This is a genomic window from Myroides sp. N17-2, assembly GCF_002286775.1.
Lineage (GTDB): Bacteria > Bacteroidota > Bacteroidia > Flavobacteriales > Flavobacteriaceae > Flavobacterium.
In genome coordinates, this window is sequence record NZ_NSGJ01000005.1 from 145,721 (window position 1) to 153,162 (window position 7,442).

Here is a 7,442-nt window from a genome sequence, read left to right on the forward strand (position 1 = left end):
TTTTTTTCTTATTATTTAATGCTTATTGTTACTTTTATTATATAAAAAATCAAAGTATCTTTAGTATAATTAAATTATAGGAGAGATATGATGAATGTAAAACTATTACTTGAGTATGGAGCAATACAAACATTTTTCGAAAAAGATGATTTTATTTTCGAGGAAGGTATGCAGCCAGAATATTTTTATTATATCGTAAATGGAGAAGTAAAGCTCAATACTTATTATGAAGATGATAAAGAGTTTATCTTTAATTTTTACAAAAAAGGACAAAACTTTGGAGAAGGCATGATATTCTTAAAGAAAAACTATATCTGTAATGCTATTGCTGTTGAGCCTAGTGAGATTTTATTGCTCAATAAAAGTAGTTTCCTTTTTCTGATAAAAGAGAACTTTGATTATGCCTTGCAAATTAATTATAACTTATCTAAGAAGTTATATTATCAAGGATTAATGGCTCCAAAAATATCAGCTCAAGCTGCTGAGAAGAGGATAATGACCTTGCTAGAGTATTTAAAGAAAAATGGGCTTCAAGGAATAGAAGAAGAACAGCCTTTTATAGTAGATTTAACTAGACAGGAAATAGGCGATATGACAGGGTTACGAGTAGAAACAGTTATTCGAACTATTCGCAAACTTAAAGAAGAGAATAAGCTTAGAATTGAAAAAGGAAAGATAGTATTATAAGAATCCCTCCTTCATTAGAATTAGCTAATGAAGGAGGGATTTATTAGTTTATATTGTTTTAAAAAAAGAACAATCTCTCTTTTTAGCATTAAAGAATTAGACTAAATATTTTGTGTCTAGTTTCTTATACACAGACCACTATAATCCTAACTCCTTAATTTTAGTTATCACTAACATCTTTATAGCAATTAAAAATCTGCTAATAAAGCACAGAATACCATAAATTCTTTGATTCTATTAATAAATTAAAAAAACTTAAATATGAAAACATTGATTATCCTAACATATCCTAATTTGGAAGATTCACTTATAAATAAGAGATGGTTAGAAGAGTTACGTAAGTTCCCTAATAAATATAGGGTACATAATCTTTATGAGTCATATCCTGATGGAATTATAGATGTCAATAAAGAACAAAAGTTGATTGAAGATTATGACCATATTATATTTCAATTTCCTTTTTATTGGTTTAATTGTCCTCCTTTATTAAAAAGTTGGTTGGACTTAGTACTGACTTATGGATGGGCATATGGTAGTGAGAGCGGCTATAAAGTAGGAGGAAAGCGAATCGGTATTGTACTTTCAGTGGGTACAGACGAAAAAGAATATTCTAAAGAAGGAAAGTATAAATTTACCATTAAAGAATTATTAGTTCCTTTTGAATTGACATTTATATATATAAAAGCTGATTATAAAGGATTCTATACTTACGGAATAGAGGTTGGTAGTTCTGTTGAAGCTATAGAGAGTAGTGTAGCTCCATATATCAACTTTATCGATAAGCTATAAAAGAAAGGGTTCATAACTTTTAACCCATAATCAGTTTAATTAAGTTATGAACCCTTCTTTTTTACCAAATATCTATAACTTCTTTATACGTATTATTACCATCTACTTCTATAATTATTTTACTAGGGATAAAGCTATTTCCTTTATACTCAGGGAATGCTCTATACTGTAGATGTAAGCCTTGGTGTAAAATAGCTTCTAATGCGTTATCTATTAGTTGTTTTTCAATGACTGCCTCTTTTGGGGCATAAACAATGTTAAAAGGAGAGTCATCACCTCCAAAAGCTAGTCCTACTAGATAAAGTTTGCCTAATTGACCTGTTTTATAATAATGTTCTGCCTCTTGATAACTACAGATATCTGCATAATTACATTCAAGAGGAGGATCAGATGTTGTTTTCTTCTTTAAGAAGTCAAATAGTCCCATTGTTGTTTGTTTTGTTAGTTAATAGTTATGTAAATATAACTAACCATATACCAAAAGCAATGCTCCTAAGTTGAGAATTCTATTACAACTTCCCTTTTTTAGATAGAAGAACAACTCCCATAGCTAAGAAACTCCATACTAACATTTGTGTTAACGAACCTTCCCATCCGCCAATATTCCAACTTATCAGACCAAAGAATGTACCTATACCTGCTCCTACAAAATAAGCTGTCATATACACTGTGTTTAATCTACTGTGAGCTTCTTCGCTAAGTGCATATATACGTGTAAAGTTAGTAATCTGTGTTGCCTGAACTCCTATGTCTAATAAGAAAATAGCGATAATCAATACCAAAATAGAATGAGGGAAAATCAACATTGCTATTAAACTTACAATGATTAAAGAGATAGTAAGGAACAAGTTCTCAAATATCTTTCCTTTATCTGCTAACTTCCCAAAATAAGGAGCTACTAACGCTCCTCCAATCGCTACAATAGCAAACATACCGATAGCTGAGGGTGTATAATTAAATGGCTCTCCACTTAAGTGAAACGTAAGTGTTGTCCAAAACGAACAGAAAATACCAAAAGTAAACGATCCTAATAATGCAGCCTGTCTAAGTGTCTTATGTTCTTTAACAAGGCATAAAGTAGATTTAAGTAAACTGATATAACTTCCTTTAAACTTGATAGGTGCATTCGGTAAGAAGAACCACATCAATACGATGCTTATGACAATCATTATCGCTGAGAAGGCATATACACTCTGCCATCCCCATAGATCTGTTAGCGATCCACTGATTAATCGTGATCCTAGTATCCCACACAGAATACCACTAAATACAATACCTACGCTCTTTCCTCTATTCTCTTTATTTAGAAGTGCAGCCATTGGTAAGATGATTTGCGCAGGAGTAGAGCATACCCCTGTTAAGAAGCTAAGAATTAAAAGAGGAGTAAGTGAATTCGTATTGGCAATCATTAGTAATATCAAGGTCTGAACAATAGAAATCGTGATGATTAATCGCTTTCTATTTATTTTATCTCCTAATGGAAGTAAAAAGAACATCCCTACACCATAGCCTATTTGTGCTAACATAGATACTTTTCCCACTGCTGTTTCTGCTTCGCCTAAAGTTTCTGCTATGTTTTTAAGAATAGGTTGACTATAGTAGACATTGGCGACAATGGTTCCTGCAGTAAAGGCCATTACAGGGATGGCGTATTTGTCTTTGTTTTCGATTGACATATAAGTTGAGTTTGTGAGTAGGCAAAAGTAGAAGAGTTCTATAAGTTACTTTGGTATAAAGTGTTATATTAATAGTATAATTCGTTAAGTTTGTAGTATGAAATTCGTTCAGTTTGAGCCCTTATTTTTAAGGCATTTCCGCACAGAGCAATGGCCTTTTACATATCATAACCATAATCACTTTGAGTTAATGCTCTTAAGTGAAGGGCATGGTGTACACGATTTGAATAAAGAGGAGTCTAATTATCAAGGAGATACTGTTATGTTCTTATCTCCAGAGGATAGCCATCACTTCTATATCGAGGGACAGACTAGGTTTAGAGTGATTAAGTTTTTGCCTAGTGCTGTGAAGGATGGAATTAATACAAGTAGTAGTGACTACTGGGATAATCTGTTAATCAGCTTAGCGAGAAAGTGGAACTCGGGTAAGTTTAAGACTGATGATATTACTTTAATTAGTAAGATTAAAGCCATTATAGATTTGATGATCGTAGAATGGGAGGAGAATAAGCAGCAAGTATCTGAGTTGCATATTAATCTACTTAGAAGTGTATTGATTCTTATGGACAAATATTGTACAGAGCCTACTGTAGCCTCAGATACCTATGCTACTTCAAAAATAGAGCGTATACAGAACTATATCCACGCACATATTCACTTCCCTGAGAAATTAGGATTAAAGCATTTGAGCACAGTCTTTGGGTTATCAGAATCAGGCTTGAGAAACTTCTTCACGACTAAAATGGAGATGAGTATTAGCAGTTATATCAATGCTTTAAAAATAGAAACTATCAAGAATAGAATAAAGCATACAGACCATTCTTTATCATCTATCGCTATAGAGTTTGGTTTTACAGATGCTAGCCACTTTACGAAGTTCTTTTTTAGACATACGGGGATGAGTCCTCTGGAGTTTAAGAAGGGGAGGTGATATAGATGGCACGGATTGCAAATCCGCGCCAGCGCAAGTATCGTGGCTACTGTATAGAAATAGTTTGTGCAAAAAAAGAGGCTTTGCATTTAATAACGCAAAGCCTCTCCAAAAAAAAAATATATGAAAAAATCTACTTCTTATTTCTATAAGCCCAATAGAATACGAGCGGTAAGACAGTAAAGGAAAGTATCATACAGATAAGTAATCCTCCTACGATCATAATAGCTAATGGCTTTTGGATCTCTGATCCCATTCCATTAGACAGTGCCGCTGGTAGTAGTCCCATAGATCCCATAAGGGCAATCATAACTACTGGTCTAATACGACTCTTCACTCCATCTTTAATAGCATCTATTAAAGGCATTCTGTGCTGTAGGTTTTCTCTCATTACTCCGATTAGTACAATACCATCTATCGTAGCAACCCCAAAAAGAATAATGAACCCTATACCAGCAGATATTCCAAATATCGTGCCAGTCATCCATAATGACATAAATCCTCCAATAAAAGCAAACGGAATCGTAAGTGCTGCAATAGCAGTGTCTTTTACATTCCCAAAGTTGAAGTATAACAGCACTAGGATAAGGATTAAAGAGATCGGTACTACTAGTGCTAGCTGATTAGCCGCACGCTCTTTACTCTCAAATTCTCCCGCCCATTCCATCTTATTAGCAGCGGGTAGTGTTACTTCTTTATTTACTTTAGCTCTTGCTTCTGCTATCGTACTTCCAAGATCTCTTCCCTCAATGCTAAATCCTATACCGATATATCTACTACCACCTTCTCTATATATAAAAGCTGGCCCTGTGTGAAAGTCTATCGTTGCAATCTCTTTTAGAGGAACTTGTTTACCATCTAATGAAGGGATTAATATCTCTTCTATTTTCTCTGCCGAGTCTCTATATCCTTTGTCAAAGCGGAGTACTACGTCAAACATTCTCTCATTCTCATAAAGCGTAGTAGCTGCCTGTCCACCGATAGTCATCGCGATTACTGCCTGTGCGTCTGCCATAGTTACAGCATACTTCGCCATCTTGTGATCGTGCAGTTTTATTCTTAACTCAGGCTGACCGATGTTTTTAAATACATTTAAGTCAGTCACTCCTTCTACATCTTTAATGCTTTTGGCTACTTGATTAGCATATTTCTCTAATTCGAACAAATCATCGCCAAATATCTTAATAACAAGAGAACTTTTAACTCCTGCTACATATTCCTCTACGTTATCTTGGATAGGTTGACTGAATCCAAAGTTTACTCCGGGGTAATTATCTAACTGTAGTCTAATCTCTTCTAATAGTTTCTCCTTGGATATCTTGCGTGTCCATTCGTCTTGAGGTTTTAACTCTGCGTGAAATTCTATATTAAAGAATCCCGTAGGATCAGTACCATCATTAGGGCGTCCTGTCTGAGATAAGACAAACTTGACTTCATCAAACTCTCTGATCTTCGCCTTCATTTCTTTAGATAAACGCACTGACTCATCTAAGTTAATACTACTCGGTAGTGTAGCTCTGATGTAAAGTGCTCCCTCATTTAGTTTAGGTAAGAACTCTGAGCCGTAATAGTGAAAACGAACTCCACAGATTACTAATAACCCTACGAATAGAGATAGCGTAAGCTTCTTATGTGTAAAACTCCAGTTGAACATCTTATAGATATTGTTCTTGAAGAATTTAGATATTTTATTCTCACGTTCTTTAATATCCTTAGTCAATAGCAATTTACACATCGCAGGTACATAAGTCAAACTCAGTATTAATGAACCAAGTAGGGCATATCCCAGTGTAAAGGCTAGGGGAGAGAACATCTTACCTTCTACTTTTTGGAAAGAGAAAATAGGCATTAATGCTACAATTAAGATTAATAGAGCAAAGAAGATATAACTTGCTACACTTGTTGCACTTTTCTTAATCGTTCCTAATTTAGACATTCTATTAAACCTTGCCATACCTACTTGTTCGGCTCGTTTCTCTAGACCGACGAAGACGTGCTCTACGATGACCAGCGTTCCCTCTAGTAATAATCCAAAGTCTAATGCCCCCATCGAAATAAGGTTAGCAGGTAATCCTTGTATCTTAAGCATTATAATAGCAAATAAGAAAGCTAGAGGAATAACAGAGGCTACGATAAACGTCGTACGCCAGTTATATAAGAATATAAATACAATGATAGATACTAATACTACACCTTCTACTAAGTTTTTAGAAACAGTGTGTACGGTATTATTTACTAAATGTGTTCTATCTACGACAGTTTCTATCTGAACATTCTTAGGTAAGATACGGTCATTTAGATCCTCTATTTTTGCTTTTAAACTTTCGATGACAGCACTTGGATTTTCTCCACGTAGCATCACGACAATACCCTCTACTACATCTTCATCATCTTGATGACTTACTTGTCCTAGACGAGGTTTAGCAGAGATAACTACTTTAGCCACGTGCTTTACTAAGATAGGAGTACTTCCTTTTACTTCGATTAAGATATTCTCTATATCCTCTGCATTATCTAATAATCCTACACCACGTACTACATAAGCCTGATCACCACGTTGGATTACATCACCACCTACATTAATATTACTTTTCTCTACTGCCTCATAGACATCTAAAGGGGATAAGTCATAGTTGATTAATTCGGTTGGGTTAATTTGTATTTCGTAGATCTTTTCCTCTCCACCGAAGCTTACTACATCAGCTACACCAGGTACAGAAAGTAATTCTCTCTCGATGACCCAATCTTGGATAGCAGTAACTTCTTTAATAGGAAGGTCACTCTTCACGATATATCTAAATATCTCTCCGGTTGCTCCAGAAGGTGGTTCTATTTCAAATTCAGCTCCTTCAGGTAGGTTGACATTCCCCATTCTATTAGAAGCATATTGTTGAGCGAAGAAGTCATCTACTTCATCATTAAACAATACGGTTACTACAGAAAGACCAAATAATGATATCGATCTTACCTCTGCTTTATTAGGAATAGTATTAACTTCTTTAGAGATAGGAAGAGTAATAAACTTTTCTACTTCCTCCGCACTACGACCGGGCCATTGCGTAATAATACGAGCTCTCGTATTCGTCACATCAGGGAAGGCCTCGATAGGTGTGTGTATATAACTATAGATTCCGCCAAATAACAATAACAAGACACCGAAAATAACGATGAAGGTATTCTTAAGTGAGAAAGAAACTATATTTTTTACGAACTTTTGCATAAATAAGGGCTTTTACTAATTGAAGTCATCTTGACTTTTTAGTTTTCTGAAATTTCTTTAGTCCTATAACAATAAAAGCCATAAAATTCCACGCCATCCAACTAGAAAGTGTGGTGTCAAACCTATTGAGTAAAGAACG

Annotated in this window: 6 protein-coding genes and 1 pseudogene; 3 read left to right on the forward strand and 4 right to left on the reverse strand. The window is 34.7% G+C overall.

What is annotated here, in order from left to right; genetic code table 11:
• Window positions 1-87: 87 nt before the first annotated feature.
• Together CF599_RS03960 and CF599_RS03965 are read left to right on the forward strand one after the other, a co-directional pair.
• Window positions 88-687 (forward strand): Crp/Fnr family transcriptional regulator, encoded by a 600-nt coding sequence (locus CF599_RS03960; RefSeq protein ID WP_254050230.1) that lies wholly within the window; start codon window positions 88-90, stop codon window positions 685-687.
• Between the two features lie 261 nt (window positions 688-948).
• Window positions 949-1,476: an NAD(P)H-dependent oxidoreductase gene (locus CF599_RS03965; RefSeq protein WP_121964748.1), complete on the forward strand. Its 528-nt coding sequence runs from the start codon at window positions 949-951 to the stop codon at window positions 1,474-1,476.
• Between the two features lie 61 nt (window positions 1,477-1,537).
• Here the strand turns inward: CF599_RS03965 and CF599_RS03970 are convergent, their stop codons facing one another.
• Together CF599_RS03970 and CF599_RS03975 are read right to left on the reverse strand one after the other, a co-directional pair.
• Window positions 1,538-1,903, reverse strand: a complete 366-nt coding sequence (locus CF599_RS03970) for a hypothetical protein (RefSeq protein WP_121964749.1) — start codon at window positions 1,901-1,903, stop codon at window positions 1,538-1,540.
• 82 nt (window positions 1,904-1,985) lie between these two features.
• Window positions 1,986-3,152 (reverse strand): MFS transporter, encoded by a 1,167-nt coding sequence (locus tag CF599_RS03975; RefSeq protein WP_121964750.1) that lies wholly within the window; start codon window positions 3,150-3,152, stop codon window positions 1,986-1,988.
• A gap of 97 nt (window positions 3,153-3,249) precedes the next feature.
• On the opposite strand from CF599_RS03975, the gene CF599_RS03980 reads away from it, so the two are divergent.
• Window positions 3,250-4,083, forward strand: coding sequence for an AraC family transcriptional regulator (locus CF599_RS03980; protein WP_121964751.1), 834 nt, complete (start codon window positions 3,250-3,252; stop codon window positions 4,081-4,083).
• A 133-nt stretch (window positions 4,084-4,216) separates the two neighbouring features.
• On the opposite strand, the gene CF599_RS03985 is transcribed toward CF599_RS03980, so the two are convergent.
• Together CF599_RS03985 and CF599_RS19780 are read right to left on the reverse strand one after the other, a co-directional pair.
• Complete coding sequence (locus CF599_RS03985) at window positions 4,217-7,303, reverse strand: efflux RND transporter permease subunit (protein ID WP_121964752.1); 3,087 nt, start codon at window positions 7,301-7,303, stop codon at window positions 4,217-4,219.
• Window positions 7,304-7,328: 25 nt separating this feature from the next.
• Window positions 7,329-7,442: pseudogene (locus CF599_RS19780) on the reverse strand (IS5/IS1182 family transposase); the annotation flags it as partial.

Bases quoted from the DNA above. Each gene is read 5' to 3' on its own strand.
- CF599_RS03975 (WP_121964750.1), bottom strand. From the start codon at position 3,152: ATGTCAATCGAAAACAAAGACAAATACGCCATCCCTGTAATGGCCTTT.
- CF599_RS03970 (WP_121964749.1), bottom strand. From the start codon at position 1,903: ATGGGACTATTTGACTTCTTAAAGAAGAAAACAACATCTGATCCTCCT.
- CF599_RS03985 (WP_121964752.1), bottom strand. From the start codon at position 7,303: ATGCAAAAGTTCGTAAAAAATATAGTTTCTTTCTCACTTAAGAATACC.
- CF599_RS03980 (WP_121964751.1), top strand. From the start codon at position 3,250: ATGAAATTCGTTCAGTTTGAGCCCTTATTTTTAAGGCATTTCCGCACA.
- CF599_RS03965 (WP_121964748.1), top strand. From the start codon at position 949: ATGAAAACATTGATTATCCTAACATATCCTAATTTGGAAGATTCACTT.
- CF599_RS03960 (WP_254050230.1), top strand. From the start codon at position 88: ATGATGAATGTAAAACTATTACTTGAGTATGGAGCAATACAAACATTT.